Source organism: Xanthomonas sp. WHRI 8932A (genome assembly GCF_035012785.1).
GTDB lineage: Bacteria > Pseudomonadota > Gammaproteobacteria > Xanthomonadales > Xanthomonadaceae > Xanthomonas.
On sequence record NZ_JAYGQQ010000009.1, the window covers coordinates 180,538 to 201,756 of the forward strand.

Sequence of the window (21,219 nt, forward strand, 5' to 3'; positions counted from 1 at the left end):
TCGGGACCAGGGACCAGGGACCGGGGACCCGGGAAGAGCAAGGGCAAACGCTCCTGCTTTTCCGGGTCCCCGGTCCCCGGTCCCCGGTCCGCAAAAAGGACCCAAATGACTAATCTGTTGTGGCAAAAGCCCGGTGTTGCGGTGGACGCCAAAATCCAGACGTTTCTGGCCGGCGACGACGTGATCCTGGATCGCGAATTCTTCCTGCACGACATCGCAGCCAGCAAGGCGCATGCGCAGGGGCTGCAGCACATCGGCATCCTGTCCTTGCAGGAGCTGGGCGGCTTGAGCGAACAACTCGATCTGCTGGCGGAGGATTTCCGCAGCGGTGCGTTCGTGCTCGATGCGCAGTACGAAGATTGCCATTCGGCGATCGAAGCGCGCTTGACCGAACGGCTGGGCGATGCCGGGCGCAAGATCCACACCGGGCGCAGTCGCAACGATCAGATTCTGGTCGCCACTCGGCTATGGCTGAAGGACAAGCTACGGCGCGTGGCCGAGCTCAGCCGCGAGATCGCCAAGGTGGCGCTGGATCGCGCGCAGGCCGAAGCCGCATTGCCGGTGCCGGGCTACACGCATATCCAGCGTGCGGTGGTGTCATCGGCGGGCATGTGGTGGGCGGGCTGGGCAGAGGCATTTATCGATAACGCCGTGCGCGCGACCGATACCCTGCACCTGGTGGACAGTAACCCGCTCGGCACCGCCGCCGGGTACGGCGTCAATCTTCCGCTGGACCGTGCGCACACCACTGCCGAGCTCGGCTTTGCACGTCTGCAGGTGTCGCCGATCTACGCGCAGCTTTCGCGTGGCAAATACGAGCTGGCCGCACTCGAAGCACTGGGCAGCGCCACGCTGGACCTGCGCCGTATCGCCTGGGATCTGTCGCTGTTCACCAGCGGCGAATTCGCTTTCGTCGCGTTGCCGGCGCAGTACACCACCGGCAGCTCGATCATGCCGAACAAGCGCAACCCGGACGTGATCGAACTGATGCGTGCCACCCATGCCAGCGTGGCGGCGGCGCGTACCGAGATCGAACAACTGCTGTCGCTGCCTTCCGGCTACCACCGCGATCTGCAGAGCAGCAAGGGCGCCATCGTGCACGGTTTCGGCCGTGGTCTGGCTGCGCTGGAATTGCTGCCTGCGTTGCTTGCCAATCTGGAATGGCGCCCGGACAAGTTGCATGCAGCGATCGACTCGGGCATGTACGCCACGGATGTGGCGGTGGAAGCGGCCGTGGCTGGTGTGCCGTTTCGCGATGCCTACAAGGCTGCCGCGGAAGCATCCGAGAGCGCAGGGCAGGGACGCACGCCGGAAGGCAGCCTGGCCGCACGCGTCTCGCCCGGTGCCGCAGCCGATCTGCAACTGGATGTGTTGCGCGCGCGTTGGCAGGCGCTGCGCTGATGGCCATGATCAGCACCGACACGGCCGAGCATTACCCTTGGGGTGAGGCCTGCGAAGGCTGGCATCTGTTGCGCGACCCCAACTTGAGCGTGCTCGAAGAACGCATGCCGCCAGGCGCCGCAGAGTTGCGCCATCGGCATAGTCGCGCACGGCATTTTTTCTACGTCGTGGCCGGTGAAGTGATGCTGCAGCTGGACGGCGCGCAACATGTGCTGCGGGTCGGGCAGGGCTTGCACGTGCCGCCGGGGTCTACCCATCAGATGCACAACCTGTCGGACGTGGAAGCGCGCTTTCTGGTGATTTCCGCACCGCATGGTCGCGAACGCACGTCAGCGGCTGCACGCATCAAGGACGCAGGCTGATGAAGACGCGCTATCTGGTGTTGGCGATCCGCAATGCCACGTTTCCCGCCGATGTGGTGGAGCCGCATCTGGCGTTTCTGGAGGAACTGCGAGCCGCCGCGCAGCTTGAGTTGACCGGTGGTTTCAGCGATCGCTCCGGTGGTGCGTATGTGCTGGTCAACGTCGACAGTCTGGAGGAGGCCAAGCGGATCGTCGCGCGCGACCCCCTGGTGCTGCGCGATGCCTCCACACTGACCGTCTACGAATGGAACACGTTCTGAGTACCTTGCCCCCATGAGTACGCCCGCCGGCACGTTATCGCCCTTTACCGAGCAACCGCTGCCGCCATGGCGGCGTGCGGTGCTCAAGGTCGGCAGCAGCCTGCTTGCCGCCGATGGTGGTGGCCTGTCGCCGCGTTTTGCGCTGGGGTTGGCGCAGTTCGTCTCGGCCAATCTGGCGGCCGGACGTGAACTGGTGATCGTGTCGTCGGGCGCGGTGGCCGCAGGCCGCGCAATCTTGCCGAAGGCTGCCGAGATCGGCGCGCCGATCGCAGCGCGACAGGCGCTGGCTGCGCTGGGTCAGGCGCAATTGATCGCGCTGTGGCAACGCTTTTTCGAACGGCCGGTCGCGCAGGTGCTGCTCACGCACGACGACCTGCGCAACCGTCGTCGTTATCTCAATGCCCGCGCCACCTTGGGCGAGTTGCTGCGGCTGGGCGCGCTGCCGGTGATCAACGAGAACGACACCGTGTCGGTGGACGAGCTGAAGCTGGGCGACAACGACAATCTGGCTGCAATCGTCGCCGCGCTGGTCGATGCCGATGCACTGTTTATCGCCACCGACATCGACGGCCTGTACAGCGCCGACCCACGCAGCAACCCATTGGCGCGGCCGCTCGACGATGTCCCTGAGCTCACGCCGCAGGTGATGGCGATGGCTGGCGGCAGTGGCAGCAGCGTGGGCACCGGCGGCATGCGCACCAAGCTCGAAGCCGCTGCAAAGGCGGGCGCGGCCGGCATCGAAACCTATCTGTTCAATGGACGCAGCGGCGAGGTGGTACGCGGGCTGGCGCAGGATCGCCTGAGCGGTACGCGCATCCACGCCGCACGTACGCGCATCGCGGCACGCAAATACTGGTTGCGCCATTCACCGGTGGAGTCGGGCGCCATCCTGATCGATGCGGGCGCTGCAACCGCGCTGTGCGACAAGGGCGCGTCGCTGTTGCCGGGCGGCGTGGCCGGTGCCGAAGGCGACTTCCGTCGCGGTGACATGGTGGAGATCCGTCTGCGCGATGCCGACGGCGAGCGCTGTCTGGCGCGCGGCGTCAGCCAGTATTCGGCGCTGGATATCCGCCGGATTGCGCGCCGACACTCGCGCGAGATCGACAGCGTGCTCGGTTACAGCTATGGCGAGAACGTGGTGCATCGCGACGATTTGGTGCTGTTGTAGCGGGGAATGGAGAATCGGGAATGGGGAATCGCAAACGCGTGTCACCGAACTTCTCCCGGCGCCGATTCTGTCGCAGTAAAGTGATATCGCGTGCTTTTACCATTCCCGAATCCCAAATCCCGGCCCCCAAATGACCATCAAAACGCTCGCCCTGCAATGTCGCGATGCCGCGCAGGTGCTGTCGCAACTCTCTGCTGAGGCAAAGCAGTCCTTGCTCGAAGCGATGGCTGCGGCACTGGAAGCCGATGCCGTATTGATCCTGGCTGCCAACGCGCGCGATCTTGAGGCGGCGCGTGCGAAGGGAACGGCTAGCGCCATGCTCGATCGGCTGGCGCTGGACGACGCGCGCCTGGCCGGTATCGCGGCGGCATTGCGCGAGGTGGCGCAGTTGCCGGACCCGGTCGGTCAGATCACGCGCGACGACACGCGCCCCAACGGCATCCGCGTGCAAAAGGTGCGCGTGCCGCTGGGCGTGATCGCGATGATCTACGAGGCCCGCCCCAACGTCACCGCCGATGCGGCCGCGCTATGCATCAAGGCCGGCAATGGCGTGATCCTGCGTGGCGGCTCCGAAGCGATCCAGTCCAACACCGCCATTGCGCGTGCGTTGCAGCGAGCCTTGCGCGAGGCCGGCGTTCCGGAAGCGGCATTGACGTTGGTCGAGGATCTGCGCCGCGAGACCATGCTGGAGTTGCTGCAGCTCAGCGACATCATCGACCTGGCGATTCCGCGCGGTGGTGAAGGGCTCATTCGTTTTGTCGCCGAACACGCGCGCGTGCCGGTGATCAAGCATTACAAGGGCGTGTGCCATCTGTTTGTGGATGCATCGGCCGATATGGAGCGTGCCGTGCGTCTGCTGGTCGATGGCAAGGCAACGCGGCCATCGGCGTGCAATTCGCTGGAAACGCTGTTGGTGCATGCGGACATCGCCGAGCGCTTTGTGCCGCTGGCCGCCGCTGCGCTGCGCGCCCGCAACGTGGAGTTGCGGGGCGATGCGGCAACGCGCGCGCTAGTGCCCGACATCGCGCCCGCCAGCGACGACGACTATGCCGCCGAGTTTCTGGATCTGATTCTGGCAATCCGCGTGGTTGCGGACCTGGACACCGCACTGGCCCATATCCGTCAGTACGGCTCGGACCATACCGAAGTCATCGTCACCGAAGACGCCGCAAACGCCGAGCGCTTCGTGCATGCGCTGCGCTCGGCGGTGGTCATGGTCAACGCCTCCTCGCGCTTCTCCGACGGCGGCGAACTGGGCCTGGGCGCCGAGATCGGCATCTCGACCACGCGTCTGCATGCCTATGGCCCGATGGGCCTGGAAGCGCTCACCGTGGAGCGCTTTGTGGTGCGTGGGCAAGGCCAGGTGCGGCACTGATCGGCACGCCGCGGATCAGGCGTGTGGTTGCCTGCCAGCGAGCCTTGAGCTGTTGAGGCATCGATGTCGCGCCCTTGGTTGAAGGGTGTTGGCATCGTGAGCTTACGCAACACTGCATGTGCCACGGTCCGCAACCAGCGTGCGTGCAAAGCCGTGCACCGCATCCAGGTCCATTCGCAGCGAGTACGGCACGCCCAACCTTCCAACCACGACCTTTGACACTCCCCCGGCAGCCCGCCACCTGCCTACAGTCGACGATTACCCCGCACGTTCCGGAGTCGTCGATGCGCCGCTTTGCTGTCTGCCTGCTTGCCACCGCCATTGCCGCCGCCACCGGTAGCGCAGTCGCACAGACCTCGCCGATGACGCCGGACATCACCGGCAAGCCGTTCGTGGCAAGCGACGCTGCCAACGACTACATCAAGCGCGAGGTGATGATCCCGATGCGCGACGGCGTGAAGCTGCATACCGTAATCGTGATGCCCAAGGGCGCGCGCCATGCGCCGATGGTGCTGACGCGCACGCCCTACGATGCCAGCGGCCGTAGCGAGCGGCTGGCGTCGCCGCATATGAAGGATCTGCTGCCGCTCGGCGACGACGTGTTCGTAGAGGGCGGCTACATCCGCGTGTTCCAGGACGTGCGCGGCAAGTACGGCTCCGAAGGCGACTACGTGATGACCCGCCCGCTGCGTGGCGCGCTCAATCCCAGCGCTGTGGATCACGCCACCGATGCGTGGGACACCATCGACTGGCTGGTCAAGAACGTCGCCGAATCCAACGGCAAGGTCGGCATGATCGGCTCGTCCTACGAAGGCTTCACCGTGGTGATGGCGCTGACCAACCCGCATCCCGCATTGAAGGTGGCCGCGCCGGAAAGCCCGATGATCGATGGCTGGATGGGCGACGACTGGTTCAATTACGGCGCGTTCCGCCAGGTCAACTTCGACTACTTCACCGGCCAGCTCAGCAAGCGCGGCAAGGGCACCGGCATCCCGCGGCAGGGGCAGGACGATTACAGCAATTTCCTGCGGGCCGGGTCGGCTGGGGATTTCGCCAAGGCAGCAGGGCTGGAGCAATTGCCGTGGTGGCACAAGCTCACCGAACACCCGGCCTACGATGCGTTCTGGCAGGAGCAGGCGCTGGACAAGGTGATGGCGCGTACGCCGCTCAAGGTGCCCACGATGTGGCTGCAGGGGCTGTGGGACCAGGAAGACATGTGGGGCGCGATTCACAGCTACGCGGCAATGGAACCGCGCGACACGCGCAACACGCTCAACTATCTGGTGATGGGGCCGTGGCGGCACAGCCAGGTCAATGCCGAGGGCGGTACGCTGGGCGCGCTCACGTTCGATGGCGATACCGCGCGTCAGTTCCGCCGCGATGTGTTGCGCCCGTTTTTCGACCAATACCTGGTCGATGGCGCCCCCAAGGCGAGTACGCCGCCGGTCTTCATCTACGACACCGGCGAGAACCGCTGGGATCGCCTGCAGTCCTGGCCGCGCAGTTGCGACAAGGGCTGCGCGTCGGCGAGCAAACCGCTGTATCTGCAGGCCGGCGGCAAGCTGTCCTTCGACAAGCCCGCTGCCGGGCAGAGCGCGTTTGAAGAATACGTTTCCGACCCGGCCAAGCCGGTGCCGTTCGTGCCGCGCCCGGTGGATTTTGGCGACCGCAGCATGTGGACCACCTGGCTGGTGCACGACCAGCGCTTTGTGGACGGCCGCCCCGACGTGCTGACCTTCGTCACCGAACCGCTGACCGAACCGCTACAGATCGCCGGTGCGCCGGATGTGCATCTGCAGGCCTCCACCAGTGGCAGCGACAGCGACTGGGTGGTCAAGCTGATCGATGTGTACCCGGATGAGATGGCGTCCAGCCCGAAGATGGGCGGCTATGAGCTTCCAGTGTCGCTGGCGATCTTCCGCGGCCGGTATCGCGAGAGTTTCAGCACGCCCAAGCCGCTGGCGGCCAATCAACCGCTGGCGTTCGAGTTTGGCCTGCCCACCGCCAATCACACCTTCCAGAAAGGCCACCGGGTGATGGTGCAGGTGCAATCCAGCCTGTTCCCGCTCTACGACCGCAACCCGCAGACCTACGTGCCGAATCTCTTCTTCGCCAAGCCAGGCGATTATCAAAAGGCCACCCAGCGCGTCTACGTGACGCCGGAGCAGCCCAGCTACATCAGTCTGCCGGTGCGCTGACTGCACGGGCGCCGCGTGCCGGCGGCGCCCATAGGTCTTCCAGCAGCTGTGGACGGCAGGCCACCCAGGCGGCGGCCAGCTGCACCACGATGCAGATCACCAGAAATCCGAACGGCGCTGTCCAGCCGCCGCGATGCGCATGCAGCCAGCCGAACAGAAACGGCCCCAGGCAGCTCACCGCATAGCCCACGCCTTGCGAAAAACCCGAGAGCGCGGCCGAGCCCGCAGCAGTGCGGCTGCGTTGGTTGACCAGCACCAGCGCCAGCGGAAAGGTGCTGGGCCCCAGGCCGAGCAAGGTCACCCACAGGATCGGTGCCGCCAGCGGTGCCCAGCACAGCCCGGCGAACGCGATCAGATGGCAGGCAGCGCAAAGCAGCACGATCGGGAACGGGTTGCGCATGCGCACTGCCAATGCCGGCATGGTCAACGCACCGACCATGCCCAGCGCGGCGAATAGCGCGACCATGGTGCCGCCGAACGCAGGCGAGGCGCCGGCCTCGCGCAGCAGCGTGGGGAGCCAGGTGAACATCGAATAGGTCACCAGCGAGGTCATGCCGAAGGTGATCGCCATGCTCCAGCCCAAGGCGGTGCGTGCGACCCGGCCTTCGGCCTCGGGGGTTGGTGTGACCGGCGCCGGGCCGGTCGCGCGCAGACGGCCCTGGTTGGTGTGCACCAGCGCCCAGGCCGCCAAGGCGAGCAGCGCCGGCAGTACCCACACCACCATCGAGCTGCGCCAGCCCAGCGCGTCGGCCACCGGCACCGCCATCAACGCCGGCAACAGGGTGCCGACCTGCAGCACGGTGATGTACAGCGTGCTGACGCGGCCCACGCGGTCGCCGAAATAACGCTTCACCAACGGTGGCAACACCACGTTGCCCATGCCCATGCCGGCCAGCGCCACCAGCGAGCCCACCAGCAGCCCGCCAGTGCCCGGCAGCAACGGGCGCAATACCAGCCCGAGCGTGGCCAGCGCCATCGACACCAGCGCCGTGCGCAGCAGGCCGAAGCGACGCAAGACGGCTGGCGTTGCAACGCCGGTCAACGCAAACGCGGCAGTGGGCAACATGCCGAGCGCGCCCATGGTCGGCGCACCGAACGCGTACTCGTCGGCGATGCGTTCCAGCAGCGGAGTGAGTGAGGTCACCGCCGTGCGCAAGTTGAATGCGGACAACAAAATAGCGGCCAGCACCAAACCGCGCCCACGCAATTGGGCAGACGGAGACGAGGCGGCAGTGACAACAGACATGACAGACCATCCGCACCGTGCACAGCCGTGCGACGGCGCCTGAAAACACAAAACCGGCACGAGGCCGGTTTTGTGTTTTGAAACTGGTCGGGGAGACAGGATTCGAACCTGCGACCTCTACGTCCCGAACGTAGCGCTCTACCAGACTGAGCTACACCCCGAAGGAGCCGCGTATGTTACATAGGGAATGCGGAATCGGCAAGCATCTGTCGCAATTATTTTTCCTGCGGCCGATGCGCACGCTCGGGCTCGCGTGCTTCGAACCACATGCCGTTGAGGACAGCGGCCAATGCCGCCAGGCCGGTGCCGAGAATCCAGGCGAAGTACCACATCGTTGTGCTCCTAAAAAACGGTGAGAGAGTGGGAAGGCGAGCGCGGCTGCGACGACGTGCTGGCGTCGCAGCCATTGCGTCGGCTAATACGCATTGGGATTGGCTGAGAGTTCCTCGGCAGTGACCTTGCCCTTGAGTACGCGATACACCCACGCCGTGTAGGCCAGGATGATCGACATGAAGACGGTGGTGGCCAGCAACATGATCCACAGCGTGAGGCGGCTGCTGGAGGCATCCCACAGCGTTAGGCTGGCGCTTGGTGCAGTGGACGACGGCAGCAGGAACGGGAACAGCGCAAACTCCACGGTAAAGACAATGCCGACGATGGCGCTGCCCGACGCAATGAACGCCAGGCCGCCGCGTCGCGCGCGCAACAGCACTGCGCTCATTGCAAGCCCGATCAGGCCAAGCAGCGGCGCCATCAAGGTGGCCGGCATGCTGCTGTAGTTGTGCAGCCAGCCACCAGCGGCCGTGAGTGCTGCGGTCTTAGCCAACGGATTGGTCTGCGCATCGGTCGCCAGCACCGATGTCACCGCATAGCCGGGCAAGCCAAGCGCAACCCAAGCACCGGCTGCTGCAAACAACGCCACCGCAGCCATCGCGGCGATGCTGCCGACACGCGCAGCGCGGTCGGCCACCGGTCCATCGGTCTTGAGCACCAGCATCGCCGCGCCGTGGGCGATCAGCATTGCCACGCTGAGCAGACCGGCGAGCAAGGCAAACGGCGTCAGGAGCCCGAACAGATTGCCGGTGTAGAACGTGCGCATGCTGTCGTCGAAATGGAACGGCACACCCAACACGACATTGCCAACCGCCACGCCCATGATCAACGCCGGAACGAACCCACCGACGAACAATCCCCAGTCCCAGGTGCTGCGCCAGCGTTGATTCACCAGTTTGCCGCGGAACTTGAAGCCGACCGGCCGCAGGATGAGCGCAAACAACATCACGAACATCGCCAGATAGAACCCGGAAAAACTCACCGCATACAGCGGCGGGAACGCGGCGAAGATCGCGCCGCCGCCCAGGATCAACCACACCTGATTGCCTTCCCAGACCGGGCCGACGGTGTTGATCACCAGCCGGCGTTCGGCATCGTTTTTCGCAACGAACGGCAGCAGCGCGCCGACGCCCAGATCGAAACCGCCCAGCACGGCGTAACCGGACAACAGCACGCCGAGCAGCAGCCACCAGATCACACGTAAGGTTGTGTAGTCGAGCAAGATAAAATCCATCACGGTCTCTCCTGGGTTACGGTGCGCTGCCGGCCACGGCGCCCGAGCTCAACGGGGCATGAGCGTGCGGCAGGGAAGGCGACGCGCTGGGTTGCGTCGGCGGGAACAGCACGTCCGGGCCAGTGCGGATGGTCTTGAGCGACAACTTGATCGCAATCACCAGCAGCGTGGTGTACAGCGCGGTAAAGCCCACCAGCGTCAGCACGATCTCGTACAGATCCAGACCCGATGCGGCGTAGAACGTGGGCAATACGCCTTCCACCGCCCAGGGCTGGCGGCCGTATTCGGCCACGAACCAACCGCATTCGATCGCGATCCACGGCAGCGGCAGCGTCCACACCGCCAAGGTCAGGAACCAGCGCTTTTCCTGGAAGGTGTGTTTGCAGGCGAACCAGAACGCAATGGCGAAGAAGGCGATGAGATAGATGCCGATGCCGGCCATGATGCGGAAGGTCCAGAACAGCGGGAGTACGCGTGGCACGGTGTCCATCGCCGCCTGCGCGATCTGCTCGGGCGTGGCATTGCCGATATCGTCGCGGTAACGCTTCAGCAGCAAGCCGTGGCCCAGGTCCTGCCAATGCGCGTCGAAGACCTTGCGTGCTTCGGCATCATTGGTGTCGGCGCGAATACGCTGCAGCGCGCCGTAGGCGATCTGCCCACCGCGAATGCGATGCTCGGCGCGTCCAACGAGTTCCAGAATGCCGGGGATGGGCGTATCCAACGAACGTGTGGCGATCAAGCCCATCAGATACGGAATCTTGATGGCGTAGTCGTTGTGATGGGTCTGCTGGTTGGGAATGCCGAAGGCAGTGAAGTCGGCCGGTGCGGCTTCGGTGTCCCACATCGCTTCGATTGCGGCCAGCTTCATTTTCTGGTGCTCATTGGCGGCATAGCCGCTCTCATCGCCCAGCACCACCACCGACAGCGACGACAGCAGACCGAAGGCCGCGGCCACGGCGAACGAGCGGCGCGCCATCTCAGCGTGCTTGCCGCGCAGCAGGTAAAACGCGCTGATCGACATCACGAACACCGCGCCGAGCACGTAACCGGCACTGACGGTATGCACGAACTTGGCCTGCGCCACCGGGTTGAACAGCACCGCCATGAAATCCACCACTTCCATGCGCATGGTGTCCGGGTTGAACACCGCGCCAGTCGGGTTCTGCATCCAGCCGTTGGCGATCAGGATCCATAGCGCGGAGAAGTTGCTGCCCAAGGCCACCAGCCAGGTGGTGATCAGGTGCTGCACCTTGCTCAGGCGATTCCAGCCCAGGAAAAACAGGCCCAGGAAGGTCGCCTCGAGAAAGAATGCCATCAGCCCTTCGATCGCCAGCGGCGCGCCGAAGATATCGCCCACGTAATGGCTGTAGTACGACCAGTTCATGCCGAACTCGAACTCCATCACGATGCCGGTGCCGACACCCATGGCGAAGTTGATGCCGAACAACACGCCCCAGAACATGGTCATGCGCCGCCAGATCGGCTTGCCGGTCATGACGTAGACGCTTTCCATGATGCCGAGCAGGAACGAAAGGCCCATGGTCAGCGGTGGAAAGATGAAGTGGTACATCGCGGTGACTGCAAACTGCAGCCGCGACAGTTCGACAACGGTCGAGTCGATCATGGCGGGGTGGCCTGGTTGAGTATCGGTGAGCAACGTGGCGGATCATCTGCCGCCGCTGCGTTACGCGCGTTGATTCAAATCAATGCGGCCCCGATCGCGTGCGGCACACTGTCCATCCCGCAGTGGACAGTGGCGACTTAGAGCAGCTAACAAAACACCTGTGCAGCCGCCAGGCGGGCGCGGCCGGTGCTCGGAATCGGCATGTACCACCTGTACACTCCGGTTCCTCCGCGCCGTCCGCACCCACCTGACGACTGCTCGCTACGTTTTGTTAGCCGCTCTTACAATCGCCTGCGATGCACCGCCTGAAGAGAGCCATGTGAGCCAGCCCAGCGTGCAAGCCAGCGAAACTTCCGCCCAGCGCCGTCAACGCGGCCAGTGGCTGGATGCGCTTGCCGCACCCGCTGCACGGGCCAGGCGGCTGTCCGGTGTGGCGGTGGCGCTGTCTGGCGTGTTGTTGCTTGCGCAATCGGCGGCCATCGCGTGGTTGGTGCAGGCGGTGCTGGTGCAGCACCTGGCGCTGGCGCAGCTGCGTCATGTGGGCATCGGGTTGCTGCTCGCAATGCTTGGGCGCGCCGTGCTCACGGGGTGGGCGCAAGCGCTGACCGGCGAAGTGGCCGATGTGGCCAAGCGCGAACTGCGGATGCGCATCGCGCGTCGGCTGGTGCAGCACGGGCCGCTGTGGTTACGCCGGCAACGCAGCGGTGAACTGGGCGAGTTGAGCCTGGCGCATACCGATGCGCTGGAAGGTTATTTCGTCGGCTATCAGCTGGCACGCACCGAGATGCTGCTGGTGCCGCCCGTGATCCTGATCGCGGTGTTTTCGGTCGACTGGGTGGTGGGCCTGGTGTTGTTGCTGACCGCGCCGTTGATTCCCTTCTTCATGATGCTGGTGGGGTGGGGCGCAGAAGCCGCAGGCCGCGAGCAGCTCGGCGAGCTGGCGCGGATGGGCGGGCACTTTGCCGATCGTCTGAAGGGGCTGGGCTTGCTGCGTGTGTACGGGCGCGGGGAGGCCGAATTGGGCGGCATCGCCGCAGCGGCCGAGGGCGTGCGCGAGCGCTCGCTCAAGGTACTGCGCATCGCGTTCCTGTCGTCCACAGTGCTGGAATTCTTCGCCTCGGTGAGCGTGGCTATCGTGGCCCTGTACTTCGGTCTGAGCTATCTGGGCATGCTCGACCTCCACGGGCTGCCGTCGCTGGGCGCGGGCATGTTCTGCTTGCTGTTGGCGCCGGAATTCTTTGCGCCGTTGCGGCGTCTTGCAGCGCATTACCACGACCGTGCCAATGCGCTGGCCGCCGTGACCGAGGCCGAGCGGTTGCTGGAAGGTTTTGTGACCGAAGCCGATGCCATTGCCCCAGTTGCAGCGCCGCCGCCGCGCGCCTTGGAGCCTGCGCAGGCGCATGCGCCGTTGCTGCAGGCACGTGGTCTGGCGCTGCGTCCGCTTGGCGCGCCGCACACGGTGATCACGCAGTTTTCGCTGGACCTGCAGCCCGGTCAGCGCGTGGCGGTGATCGGTGCCAGCGGTAGCGGCAAGAGCACCTTGCTGGAAGGGCTGGCCGGCTGGCTGCCACCGGAAGCGGGCAGTGTGGTGCTGCGCCCGGGCACGCGTGTGGGCTATGCCACGCAGCGGCCGTATCTGTTTCACGGCAGCATTGCCGACAATCTGCGGCTCGCCGATCCGCAGGCCAGCGATGCGCAACTGCAGGCAGTGGCCGATGCGGCGCAAGTCATGCGCTTTGCCGCGCAGCTGCCGGCGGGCCTGGACACGGTGATCGGCGAACGCGGCTTTGGCCTGTCAGGTGGCGAAGCGCGACGTGTGGCATTGGCGCGGCTGCTATTGCGCGCGCCGGATCTGCTGTTGCTGGACGAACCCACCGCGTTTCTCGACCCGGACACAGAAGCCGAATTGCTGCGCGCACTCGGGGTACTCGCACGCGGCCGTGCAGTGGTAGTGGCGACGCACAGCCCTGCAGTGATGCGCTGGGCCGATACGGTGATCGATCTGCGTGGCACCACCGTGACGGCGAGCGCGCCATGAACGACGCACGCCACGATCGTCTGAGCGATGTGTTTCGCCGGCATGCCTGGCGCTTGCTGCTGTCTGCGCTGCTGGTGCTGGTCACCATGCTGGCCGGAGTGGGTCTGTTGAGTCTGTCGGGTAGCTTTCTGACGGCAGCAGCGCTCGCCGGCGTTGCCGGCATGGGGGCAGGCTTCAATTTCTTCTCGCCGTCGGCAGGCATCCGCGCATTGACGTTTGCGCGCATCGTGTCGCGCTATGGCGAAAAATTGATCGGCCACGATGCCACCTTGCGCATCGCCCGCGATTTGCGGGTGTGGTTCTTCCGTCGTGCGTTACCGCTTGCGCCGGGGCGGTTGTCGGCCACGCGCACTGGCGATCTGTTGGCGCGGTTGATGTCCGACATCGGCGAAGTCGATGGCCTGAGCGTGCGCGCGCTTGCGCCGCTGACGGCGCTGCTCGGCATCTGGTTGGCCGGGGCGGGCGCCGCTGCGTTGATCTATCCGCCGGCCGCATGGTTGTTGCTGGCGCTTGGTGTGCTGATTGGCGGGCTGGTGCCCTGGCAAGTGGCACGTGGTGGCGCACAGCGCGAGCAGCTGCGCGCGCAGCAACGCACGGCGTTGCGCACGCAGGCGTTCGAAGGTCTGGAAGGTGCAGCGGATCTGGCGGCGGTCGATGCGCAGGGTGCCTGGCTGCATCAGCTCGACGCCGCTGCGGCAGCAGTGATGGATGGCGACCGCGTGCAGCGCCGTCGATTGATCGCCGGCAACCTGCTGCATGCGGTGTGCGGGGCCATCGGTCTGGCCGGCATGTTGTGGCTTGCCTTGAGCGCCGCCGAGCGTGGGCTGATTGCAGCGGACATGGCCGCAGGCCTGGTGTTTCTGACCATGGCGCTGCTGGAGGTATGGGCGGGTGCCGGGCTGGCCTTGCAGGCACTGCAAAGCGCGCGCGTCGCAGCGCGGCGCCTGCAGTCCATCGTCGATCAAGCGCCTTCGGTCAGCGAGCCGGTGCAGGCAGTCGACGTGCCACGCACGGGCACGCTGCACCTGCAGCAGGTGTCGTTTACATGGCCCGGTGGCGTGCGGCCGGTGCTGCATGCGCTCGATCTGACACTGGCAGCTGGCGAGCGCATCGCCATCAGCGGCGACAGCGGTAGCGGCAAGAGCACCTTGTCGGCGCTGCTGCTGCGGCTATGGGACCCGCAGGCCGGGCAGGTGAGTTACGCCGGCATCGATCTGCGTCACTGCGCACAGGCGCAATGGCATCGACGCATCGCCTGGTTGCCGCAGAACGCGCCGGTGTTTGCCGGCAGCGTGCGCGAGAATCTGGCCATCGGCGATGCCGATGCCGATGATGCCGCCATGTGGCAGGTATTGCAGCAGGTGCGCCTGCACGACTGGGCCAGCGCGCACCATGGTCTGGACACCTGGGTGGGCGAAAACGGCGCCACGCTCTCCGCAGGCCAGGCACGCCGCCTTGCGCTTGCGCGTGCATTGTTGCGCGATGCTCCCATCCTGCTGCTCGACGAACCCACCGACGGCCTAGACGTGGACACGGCGCACGCCCTGTTGCTCGATCTGTCGGCCGCGCTTGGTCAGCGCAGCCTGGTGATGATCACCCACGACAGCGTGCCTGCCGGCGTGGTGCAGCGGTGCTATCGCATGCGTGCCGGGGTGCTGGAGCCGCTGCCGTGACACGTGTTTGATCGGCGAGGGTTATCGCTGCGCAACCGCTGACGGCAGCTTGCAGCGCCTGCATTACATCGAGCGATGTACTGCCCATGCAAGCACCGCGCTGTTCGCGATTGCCGTGGCCCAGAAGGTGATCTGGAAGGAGGTCTTGCTGGATTTGTGCCGGAACAGCGACTGCGCCAAGAGCGCGCCCGGCCAGCCACCGAGCACTGCAATGCCGTGCAAGGTGGCCTCCGGCGTTCGTCGCTGGCCGCGGGTTGCCGCGGTCTTGTCGCGCCGGTAAGCGATCAGCGCCACGAGGCTGGCAACCGCGTACCAGACTGCCACCCAGACCGGCAGCAGGTCTGCTGCGACGATGCTGGCCATGCTTACCGCAAACAGTGCGGTCAACGTCTTGCGCGGCACCACGCTGCGCGCGCCTGGCCTGGATCTGGAAATCAGCAGGCGTCCAGAAAGTCGCGCACCGCCGGGCCGAAGCGGGCGAAATCCACCAGAAACGCATCGTGGCCTTGCGGCGAATCCAGGCCGATAAAGCGCGCATCCGCGCCGCCTGCACGCAACCCTTCGGCAATCTGTTCCTGCTGCTGCACCGGGAACAGGATGTCGGTGTTGGCGCCGATCGCCAGTGCGCGTTCGATGCGGATGTTTGCCAGGCCGGCCAGCACCTCGGCTTCGGTGGAGACGTCTGCAGCCGGCGTGCTGTCGGCGGCCTGCGCGGCAGCGATCGAAGACGCATCCACATAATCGGCCAGATCGAACCAGTCCATCGAGCGGCTCAGATACAGATAGCAATTGGGATCGAAGAAACGCACGAAGCGACGCGCATGGCCTTCGAGATAGCTTTCGACCTGAAATTCCAGGCCGAACGGATCATCGGCGGCCTGTTCGGAATCCAGCCGCACCCGGCCAAAGCGGCCGTCCCATTCCAGCGCCGAGCGGTAGGTGATCACGCCGAGTTTGCGTGCCATGCGCATGCCCGATTCCGGGTAGCGCGTGTCGTCGTAGTGGCCGCCGTTCCAGTGCGGATCCAGCCGGATCGCTTCGCGCTGCAGCGAGCGGATGGCAATGGAAAACGGCAAGGCCTGCGCGCTGCCAGAGATGTTGATGTGGCTGCGCGCAATGCCGGGATGCCGCAGCAACAACGCCAACGCGGTCATGCCGCCCATCGAGTTGCCGATCAGGCAGGCGAGCTGTTCGATGCCTAGCGCACGCACGACATCGGCTGCTGCATCGGCAACATCTTCGATCGACAGATCCGGAAAGGTCAGGCGATACAACTGCCCGGTTGCCGGATCGATGGACGCAGGCCCGGTAGAGCCTTTGCAGCTGCCCAGCGAATTGACGCACACCACAAACCAGCGCTCGGTATCGATCGGCTTGCCCGGCCCCAGCATCGCGTCCCACCAACCCGGCTCGGGGTTGGCCTGATTTGCGGCTGCATGCGCGTTAGGCGACAAGCCGGTGACGATCAGCACCGCGTTGCTGCGATCGGCCGCCAGCGTGCCCCAGGTTTCGTAGGCCACATGGGCCTGATGCAGCGCGCCGCCGCGCTTCATCGGAAACGGCGACGGCAGTGCGTGGAATAACGTGCCTGCAGGGATGAATTCGGTCATGTCGCAATTCTATCCGGCGTGGCGGCGGGCGGCGTGGTGAATCGGGATGGGGACTCGGTTTGAGCCCTTGCGTTGTGTGATGCCAGCTTTTAACGCTGTTGATTTGCGGCTTGGTTGCAGGGCGCTTGCCCGCTCACCATCGCAGGACACGCTGCAAGTACGTCCATGTAAGCTCCGTGGCGGCATCCATGCCGCCAAGGGTCCTGCAACGGTGAGCGGACAAGGACCAGTCCAGACGGTCGGTGTGCTTGGTCAAGAGCCATGCGTGATGAGGCTTGTTGACGCATGATGCGCCGGCCTAACCTTCGACGCATGCCGAGCGACAAGCAGCTTTTCACGCGACTGCCGACCAACTATCTGGTCCGGTGTCCTTGCCGATTGCGGGACCGTTGGCGGCATGGATGCCGCCAACGAGCCCCCAGGGATGGGTTTACGGCGTGTCCCGCGAGCGGCGAGGGCACCGCGCCCTCGATGCTGCGGCTTCGTTTCAGGGCCTTGCTCGCGCACCATCGCAAGACACGCTGCAAGCACGTCTCTGCGAGCTTTAGGCGGCATCCATGCCGAGTAAGATCCCGCGACGGTGAGCGGGCAAGGACTCGTCGAGATGGTCGTGCGCAGGCGCTGGCATGGAATGCTGTAAGTGGCGAGCAATCAGCGCCCGATTACCAACTCCACATCCGCCTTGGCCGGCAACTCCACCGTCACCGGCGCGCTTTCCACATCGTCGGCCTGGCGCATGGCGTTACCGCTGCGCGACAAGCGCGCCAGCACTTGCACGGTGTCCAGCGACGACAGCGCACGCGTCGGCATCGGGCTGTCGCCATCGTCCAGGGTGATGGTCAACGGCAGCTCGCTGAGCGTGTGCTTTTCCACCGCAACCGGCATCGGCGTGCCGGCTGCGCGTGCGATCACGAATACGCTGGTGTCGCCAGGCAGGCCGGCACGTTGCGCGAACGCCGCATCCAGCGACACGCGCACGCTAATGCGCTTGCCGGCAGATGTGTCGGCGGTGGGCGAAGGTGTCAGCGGCGCAAGTTTGGCTTCCTGCCGCGCAGCGTTGATCTGTTCGAGCAGGCCGGGCCGGGTGGCGGCATCGACCACGCTCAGTAACGGCTCCCAGGTTGCGCTGGCCTTGGCCGGTTGACCGGCCTGACGCTGCACCACGCCGAGAAACCAGCGGGCGCGCTGATGGTCCGGTTGCACCACCAGCGCGTGTTCGAGCAGACGCATCGCCTCCGGGTCCGGGCGGCCGCTGTCGTCGGAGAGCATGCGCGACTGCGCGGCTGCCACCAGCACGTCCGGCTCGTCCGGGCGCAGCGCCACTGCGCGCGCAAACGCGTCGCTGGCCTCGGCGAATTTCTGCTGGCTGGACAACGAGCGCCCCAGCAACACCCAGCCTTCGGCCTGATCTGGGTTACTCGCCAGGGCGGTGCGCAGCTGCACGATGGCCTCGTCCAGGGTGCGTGGCGTGGCCGGGCGGTCGGCCACCTGTTCGATCGCCGATGGCGTGCCGACCAGCCAATACAAGGCCGCGCTTGCAGCCAGCAACAGCACCGCAACGCTGGCGGTCAGGGCGCGGGTTTCGCGCCACAGCGGGCGCAGCGCCACGCCGAAGGCGAGCAGCGCGACCACCGCAACCGCAAGGACAAAGCCGACCATCACCACTCCTGCTCATCGGCGGGCAACGCGGGCGCCGCAGCGCTGCGTCGACGCACCACAACCATCACCACCACCCCGCCCAGCAGCAACACCAGCAACGGGCCGAACCACAGCAGCCAGGTGCGCGATTCCACCTGCGGGCGATACAGCACGAACTCGCCATAGCGGGCGACCAGAAATTGCCGGATCTGCGCATCGCTGCGGCCTTCGTGCATCAAGGCCAGTACCTCGCGGCGCAGGTCCTGCGCAATCTGCGCATTGGAATCGGCCAGCGACTGGTTCTGGCACTGCACGCAACGCAGCTCGGCAGTCAGCGCATGGAAGCGCGCTTCTTCGGCCGCCGAGCGGTATTGCAGCGGCGACGGATCGCCGACCGGCTGGGCCAGGGCCAGCCAGGGCAACAGCAGTAGCGTGAGCAGCCAGGCGCGCATCATTGGGGGGCGTGCAGGTCCGGTGCGGCGGTGGGCGAGCGCTCGATCTTGCTCAGCATCGGAATCAACTGGGTGTCGATGATGGATTGGGTGAGCATGCCGCTGTATTTCCAACGCACTACGCCGCGTCCGTCGATCAGAAAGGTTTCCGGCGCGGCAGCGATGCCGAAGTCGATGGCGGTGCGCCCGTCCTTGTCTGCGACCACCAGCAGATACGGGTTGCCCAGCTGCTCAAGCCAGCGCAAGGCATCGGCGCGCTCGTCCTTCCAGTTGTAGCCGATCACGCGCACGCGCTTGGTCAGCGCAAAGCGGCTCAATACCGGGTGTTCTTCGCGGCAGGCCGGGCACCAGCTGCCCCACACGTTGATGATGTACGGCGCCCCGCGCAGCTCGCGCGCATGCACCACGATGCTGGGGTCGTGCAGCAGCGGCAGCGCGAACTCCGGCGCCGGTTTGCCGATCAGGGCCGAGGGCAGGGCATCGCGATCGCCCTGACCGGAGCGCACCACCGCGTAGACCAGCAGCGCTGCAAGTGCGAGCAGCAGCACGATGGCGCCCACGAGTACGGCAGTGGGCAAGCGGGGCGAACGTGACTCAACCATCTTGGATCTCCGGAGAACGACGAAAACGCCGGTCGGCCGCGGTGACCAGGCCACCGAGCGCCATCAGCAACGCCCCCAGCCAGATCCAGCGGACGAACGGTTTGAGGTGGACGCGCACCGCCCAGGCCTGATTGCCCAGCGGTTCGCCAAGCGCGACATACAGGTCGCCGAACGGGCCGGGGCGGATCGCCGCCTCGGTCAAGGTCTGCCCGCCGCTGGCATAGCGCCGTTTTTCTGCATGCAGCACGCCCACCGGCGCATCGTCCTTGAACACCTGCAGGTTGGCGCGGTCGGAGACGTAATTGGGCCCGCGCAGTTCTTCCACGGTGTCGAAGTGCAGTGCGTAGCGGCCGATCTGCACCTGCTGGCCCGGCGCCAGCGCGACTTCGCGTTGCAGGCTCAGCGACTCCACCAGCAAGGCACCGGCCAGAAATACCGCAACGCCCAGATGCGCCAGCACCATGCCCAGCATTTCGGCAGTGAACTTGCGCCCCTTGGCCGCGCGGCGGGTCCACAGAAAGCGCGCCGTGCCAAGCATCACCCACGCCGCGCCGGCCACGCCGATGGCGGCTTTGAGCTGGCCTTGCGGCGCCATGAACCAGGCCAGCACGCCTGCGGCAAGCGCCAGGCCAGCCCACGGCGCCAGCATCGCCAGCGGCCGCGACGCCTGCTCGCGCTGCCAGCGGGTGAGCGGGCCGAACGGCAGCAACGCCACCAGCGGCGCCATCAACACCACAAACAGGGTGCCGAAGTAGGGCGGGCCGACCGACAGCTTGCCCAGGCCCAGCGCATCGGCCAGCAACGGATACAGGGTGCCGAGCAGCACCATCGCGCAGGCGCAGGTGAGCAGCAGGTTGTTCAACAGCAGCAAGGTTTCGCGCGAGCTGCCGGCAAACGCGCGGCGCGGGTCGTTGCTGGCGGACATGCCCGGCGCGCGCAGAACGTACAGCAGCAATGCGCCACCGACCACGATCAGCAGAAACACCAGGATGAACAGCCCGCGCGACGGGTCGGCAGCGAACGAATGCACGCTGGTCAGCACGCCCGAGCGCACCAGAAAAGTCCCCAGCAACGACAACGCAAATGCCGCAATCGCCAGCAGCAAGGTCCAGCTGGCGAAGCTGCCGCGTTTTTCGGTGACCGCTTGCGAATGCAGCAACGCGGTGCCGACCAGCCACGGCATGAAACTGGCGTTTTCCACCGGGTCCCAGAACCACCAACCGCCCCAGCCCAGTTCGTAATACGCCCACCAGCTGCCCAGTGCGATGCCCACGGTGAGCATCGACCACGCCACATTTGTCCACGGCCGCGTCCAGCGCAGCCAGCGCGCATCCATGCGGCCTTCCAGCAGCGCGGCGATGGCAAAGGCGAACGGCACCGCAAAGCCGACGTAGCCGCAATACAGCATCGGCGGATGGATGATCAGCCCCGGGTCCTGCAGCAGCGGATTGAGGTCGGCGCCTTCCAGCGGCACCGGCAGCAACCGCGCGAACGGATTGGAGGTGAACAACAAAAACGCCAGGAAGCCGATGCTGATCAGTGCCATCACCCCCAGCACGCGCGCGATCACCTGCGCCGGCAACTGCCGCGACCACACCGCCACCGCGCCGGTCCACAGCGCCAGCACCAGCGTCCACAGCAGCAGCGAGCCTTCGTGCGCGCCCCACACCGCCGAGTAGCGGTAGATCACCGGCAACAGGCTGTTGGAATTTTCGGCGACATAGCGCACCGAAAAGTCCTGCACCAAGAACGCATGCGTCAGCAGCGCGAAGGCCGCGGCGATCAGGCCCAGCTGCACCAATGCTGCCGGGCGCGCCACCGCCATCCAGCTGCGGCGCCCGCGCTGCGCGCCAGCCAGCGGCAATGCGGCCTGCACCAGCGCGACCAGCAGGGCCAGGACCAGCAGAAAGGTGCCGAGCTCAGGAAGCATGGGGAACTAGGGATTGGGAGCAGAGACGCATAGACCGCTGCCGCGAACCGGCAATCAAGAAGCGGAGCAGGCCTG

General features: G+C 65.7%; 18 protein-coding genes, 1 tRNA gene and 1 other RNA gene. 9 read left to right on the forward strand and 11 right to left on the reverse strand.

Annotated features, from left to right (window positions below):
• The first annotated feature begins 105 nt into the window (after positions 1–105).
• The 6 genes from VC212_RS16020 to VC212_RS16045 all read left to right on the forward strand — a co-directional run bounded on the left by VC212_RS16020 (position 106) and on the right by VC212_RS16045 (position 6,764).
• Positions 106–1,401, forward strand: coding sequence for an argininosuccinate lyase (locus tag VC212_RS16020; protein WP_323526348.1), 1,296 nt, complete (start codon positions 106–108; stop codon positions 1,399–1,401).
• Positions 1,401–1,763: a cupin domain-containing protein gene (locus VC212_RS16025; RefSeq protein WP_055852323.1), complete on the forward strand. Its 363-nt coding sequence runs from the start codon at positions 1,401–1,403 to the stop codon at positions 1,761–1,763. Before VC212_RS16020 ends, VC212_RS16025 begins: the two co-directional genes overlap by 1 nt.
• Complete coding sequence (locus VC212_RS16030; RefSeq protein ID WP_115527903.1) at positions 1,763–2,023, forward strand: YciI family protein; 261 nt, start codon at positions 1,763–1,765, stop codon at positions 2,021–2,023. The genes VC212_RS16025 and VC212_RS16030 overlap by 1 nt, the downstream gene beginning before the upstream one ends.
• 13 nt (positions 2,024–2,036) lie before the next feature.
• Positions 2,037–3,191 carry a glutamate 5-kinase gene (gene proB, locus VC212_RS16035; protein WP_323526350.1) on the forward strand — a complete coding sequence of 385 codons (1,155 nt, stop codon included), beginning with the start codon at positions 2,037–2,039 and terminating at the stop codon, positions 3,189–3,191.
• A 130-nt stretch (positions 3,192–3,321) separates the two neighbouring features.
• Positions 3,322–4,566 carry a glutamate-5-semialdehyde dehydrogenase gene (locus VC212_RS16040; protein WP_323526351.1) on the forward strand — a complete coding sequence of 415 codons (1,245 nt, stop codon included), beginning with the start codon at positions 3,322–3,324 and terminating at the stop codon, positions 4,564–4,566.
• Positions 4,567–4,850: 284 nt separating this feature from the next.
• Positions 4,851–6,764, forward strand: coding sequence for a CocE/NonD family hydrolase (locus VC212_RS16045; RefSeq protein WP_323526352.1), 1,914 nt, complete (start codon positions 4,851–4,853; stop codon positions 6,762–6,764).
• Here VC212_RS16045 and VC212_RS16050 read toward each other — a convergent pair.
• The 5 genes from VC212_RS16050 to VC212_RS16070 all read right to left on the reverse strand — a co-directional run bounded on the left by VC212_RS16050 (position 6,745) and on the right by VC212_RS16070 (position 11,201).
• Positions 6,745–7,971 carry an MFS transporter gene (locus tag VC212_RS16050; protein WP_161961733.1) on the reverse strand — a complete coding sequence of 409 codons (1,227 nt, stop codon included), beginning with the start codon at positions 7,969–7,971 and terminating at the stop codon, positions 6,745–6,747. The genes VC212_RS16045 and VC212_RS16050 overlap by 20 nt on opposite strands.
• Before the next feature lie 123 nt (positions 7,972–8,094).
• Positions 8,095–8,171: transfer RNA gene (locus tag VC212_RS16055), tRNA-Pro, on the reverse strand.
• A gap of 54 nt (positions 8,172–8,225) precedes the next feature.
• Positions 8,226–8,342 carry a cytochrome bd-I oxidase subunit CydX gene (gene cydX, locus VC212_RS16060; protein WP_055852095.1) on the reverse strand — a complete coding sequence of 39 codons (117 nt, stop codon included), beginning with the start codon at positions 8,340–8,342 and terminating at the stop codon, positions 8,226–8,228.
• Positions 8,343–8,425: 83 nt separating this feature from the next.
• Positions 8,426–9,577, reverse strand: coding sequence for a cytochrome d ubiquinol oxidase subunit II (gene cydB / locus VC212_RS16065; protein ID WP_323526353.1), 1,152 nt, complete (start codon positions 9,575–9,577; stop codon positions 8,426–8,428).
• 16 nt (positions 9,578–9,593) lie between these two features.
• Positions 9,594–11,201 carry a cytochrome ubiquinol oxidase subunit I gene (locus VC212_RS16070; RefSeq protein ID WP_323526354.1) on the reverse strand — a complete coding sequence of 536 codons (1,608 nt, stop codon included), beginning with the start codon at positions 11,199–11,201 and terminating at the stop codon, positions 9,594–9,596.
• Between the two features lie 201 nt (positions 11,202–11,402).
• Between VC212_RS16070 and VC212_RS16075 the strand changes: the two genes are divergently transcribed.
• The 3 genes from VC212_RS16075 to cydC all read left to right on the forward strand — a co-directional run bounded on the left by VC212_RS16075 (position 11,403) and on the right by cydC (position 14,912).
• Positions 11,403–11,478, forward strand: a non-coding RNA gene (locus tag VC212_RS16075) — sX9 sRNA.
• 9 nt (positions 11,479–11,487) lie between these two features.
• A complete protein-coding gene (cydD, locus tag VC212_RS16080) occupies positions 11,488–13,239 on the forward strand; it encodes a thiol reductant ABC exporter subunit CydD (RefSeq protein WP_323526399.1) in 1,752 nt (583 codons plus the stop codon).
• Positions 13,236–14,912, forward strand: a complete 1,677-nt coding sequence (gene cydC / locus VC212_RS16085) for a thiol reductant ABC exporter subunit CydC (protein ID WP_323526356.1) — start codon at positions 13,236–13,238, stop codon at positions 14,910–14,912. The genes cydD and cydC overlap by 4 nt, the downstream gene beginning before the upstream one ends.
• A gap of 63 nt (positions 14,913–14,975) precedes the next feature.
• On the opposite strand, the gene VC212_RS16090 is transcribed toward cydC, so the two are convergent.
• The 6 genes from VC212_RS16090 to VC212_RS16115 form a co-directional block, all read right to left on the reverse strand.
• On the reverse strand, positions 14,976–15,317 hold the full coding sequence (locus VC212_RS16090) for a DUF1294 domain-containing protein (RefSeq protein WP_323526357.1): 342 nt from the start codon (positions 15,315–15,317) through the stop codon (positions 14,976–14,978).
• A 29-nt stretch (positions 15,318–15,346) separates the two neighbouring features.
• The gene (locus VC212_RS16095; protein ID WP_323526358.1) at positions 15,347–16,522 is read right to left on the reverse strand and encodes a homoserine O-acetyltransferase; all 1,176 of its coding nucleotides are present in this window, start codon (positions 16,520–16,522) and stop codon (positions 15,347–15,349) included.
• Between the two features lie 651 nt (positions 16,523–17,173).
• Positions 17,174–18,181 (reverse strand): tetratricopeptide repeat protein, encoded by a 1,008-nt coding sequence (locus tag VC212_RS16100; protein WP_323526359.1) that lies wholly within the window; start codon positions 18,179–18,181, stop codon positions 17,174–17,176.
• Positions 18,181–18,615 (reverse strand): cytochrome c-type biogenesis protein, encoded by a 435-nt coding sequence (locus VC212_RS16105; RefSeq protein ID WP_055852113.1) that lies wholly within the window; start codon positions 18,613–18,615, stop codon positions 18,181–18,183. The genes VC212_RS16100 and VC212_RS16105 overlap by 1 nt, the downstream gene beginning before the upstream one ends.
• The gene (locus tag VC212_RS16110) at positions 18,612–19,214 is read right to left on the reverse strand and encodes a DsbE family thiol:disulfide interchange protein (RefSeq protein WP_228323877.1); all 603 of its coding nucleotides are present in this window, start codon (positions 19,212–19,214) and stop codon (positions 18,612–18,614) included. Before VC212_RS16110 ends, VC212_RS16105 begins: the two co-directional genes overlap by 4 nt.
• Complete coding sequence (locus VC212_RS16115; RefSeq protein ID WP_323526360.1) at positions 19,207–21,144, reverse strand: heme lyase CcmF/NrfE family subunit; 1,938 nt, start codon at positions 21,142–21,144, stop codon at positions 19,207–19,209. The genes VC212_RS16110 and VC212_RS16115 overlap by 8 nt, the downstream gene beginning before the upstream one ends.
• Positions 21,145–21,219: the final 75 nt, after the last annotated feature.

Bases quoted from the DNA above. Each gene is read 5' to 3' on its own strand.
- VC212_RS16070 (WP_323526354.1), bottom strand. From the start codon at position 11,201: ATGATCGACTCGACCGTTGTCGAACTGTCGCGGCTGCAGTTTGCAGTC.
- cydB (WP_323526353.1), bottom strand. From the start codon at position 9,577: ATGGATTTTATCTTGCTCGACTACACAACCTTACGTGTGATCTGGTGG.
- cydC (WP_323526356.1), top strand. From the start codon at position 13,236: ATGAACGACGCACGCCACGATCGTCTGAGCGATGTGTTTCGCCGGCAT.
- VC212_RS16025 (WP_055852323.1), top strand. From the start codon at position 1,401: ATGGCCATGATCAGCACCGACACGGCCGAGCATTACCCTTGGGGTGAG.
- VC212_RS16040 (WP_323526351.1), top strand. From the start codon at position 3,322: ATGACCATCAAAACGCTCGCCCTGCAATGTCGCGATGCCGCGCAGGTG.
- proB (WP_323526350.1), top strand. From the start codon at position 2,037: ATGAGTACGCCCGCCGGCACGTTATCGCCCTTTACCGAGCAACCGCTG.
- VC212_RS16030 (WP_115527903.1), top strand. From the start codon at position 1,763: ATGAAGACGCGCTATCTGGTGTTGGCGATCCGCAATGCCACGTTTCCC.
- VC212_RS16020 (WP_323526348.1), top strand. From the start codon at position 106: ATGACTAATCTGTTGTGGCAAAAGCCCGGTGTTGCGGTGGACGCCAAA.
- VC212_RS16045 (WP_323526352.1), top strand. From the start codon at position 4,851: ATGCGCCGCTTTGCTGTCTGCCTGCTTGCCACCGCCATTGCCGCCGCC.
- VC212_RS16110 (WP_228323877.1), bottom strand. From the start codon at position 19,214: ATGGTTGAGTCACGTTCGCCCCGCTTGCCCACTGCCGTACTCGTGGGC.
- VC212_RS16095 (WP_323526358.1), bottom strand. From the start codon at position 16,522: ATGACCGAATTCATCCCTGCAGGCACGTTATTCCACGCACTGCCGTCG.
- cydX (WP_055852095.1), bottom strand. From the start codon at position 8,342: ATGTGGTACTTCGCCTGGATTCTCGGCACCGGCCTGGCGGCATTGGCC.
- VC212_RS16105 (WP_055852113.1), bottom strand. From the start codon at position 18,615: ATGATGCGCGCCTGGCTGCTCACGCTACTGCTGTTGCCCTGGCTGGCC.
- VC212_RS16100 (WP_323526359.1), bottom strand. From the start codon at position 18,181: ATGGTCGGCTTTGTCCTTGCGGTTGCGGTGGTCGCGCTGCTCGCCTTC.
- VC212_RS16115 (WP_323526360.1), bottom strand. From the start codon at position 21,144: ATGCTTCCTGAGCTCGGCACCTTTCTGCTGGTCCTGGCCCTGCTGGTC.